The following is a 953-nucleotide window of genomic DNA, read 5'->3' on the forward strand; positions in this document are numbered from 1 at the left end:
GGCCCCGGCCGCCGCGCCCGGCCAACGCAACAGTGCCCGACTTCTCGCACCCCACAGGGCGCATAGGCGGCGTAATACGACGTGTTACGATGGCGGCATGGCGAATATCCGGTTCACGATCTCGACGGCCTCCGACGTCCAGGCCTCCATCAGAATGCACGCCGAGACGGCAGGCATGGACGTGTCCGCCTACATGATCGCGGCGGCCGTCGCGCAGATGGCCCGCGATGATGCCGCCACTGCCGCCTTCGCGGCACTCGACGCACGTAACCGAACTGCCCTGGAGGATGCCGCGGACCTTCCCGAGGCGGACCTGCCTTCGTTCGACGCGCTGACCACGGACAACCAGGCCCTCGTCCACCGGGTCCTGGCCAGCGCGCTTGGATCGGATGCCGCGAGCGTCGCATGATCGCCCGGACCGTCGTCTACGACGCCGGGATGCTCGTGGCGCTCCTGCGCGACAGCCCTGCGGCGCGGCTGCTGCACCACGGCCTACGCGCCGCGCCGCACCGGCCGGTTCTCATCGGCCCGGTCCTCGCTCAGGCGTGGCGACCGGACCCGAAGACGGTCCACGCCTTCAGCCAGTACCTCAAGGACTGCACCGTGCCGCAGACCCGGGACAGCGCGCCACCCATGCGCCGCGCGGCGAACGTCCCCACCGGCTGCGTCGCCTGCGCGAGAACCTTCACCCTCGACTCGTACAAACGAGCAGGCGCCATGCTCGCCGAGGCCAAGCTTCCCACGAAGAAGCGACCGGACGTCATCGACGCCCTGGTCGTCATCACAGCCGCTCTTCACGGACCCGCGCAGATCCTCACCAGCGACCCCGACGACATCGCCGCCTACACAGCCACACTCGACCACGCCGACATCCTCGTCGAGCCAATCTGAGCGGTCTGCCCTGTTCTGACACTCCCACAGGCGGTGCGAATCCACGGACTTGCACCCCTCAC

General features: G+C 68.9%; 2 protein-coding genes. Both read left to right on the forward strand.

The window, feature by feature from the left end; translation table 11 throughout:
• A partial coding sequence (locus U9980_RS28300) for a hypothetical protein (RefSeq protein WP_322770721.1) occupies nucleotides 1-409 on the forward strand: 409 nt, incomplete at its 5' end.
• On the forward strand, nucleotides 406-891 hold the full coding sequence (locus U9980_RS28305) for a hypothetical protein (protein WP_322770722.1): 486 nt from the start codon (nucleotides 406-408) through the stop codon (nucleotides 889-891). The genes U9980_RS28300 and U9980_RS28305, both read left to right, overlap by 4 nt.
• Nucleotides 892-953 lie beyond the last annotated feature (62 nt).

The organism is Protofrankia sp. Cr1, from assembly GCF_963555865.1.
Classification (GTDB): Bacteria; Actinomycetota; Actinomycetes; order Frankiales; family Frankiaceae; genus Protofrankia.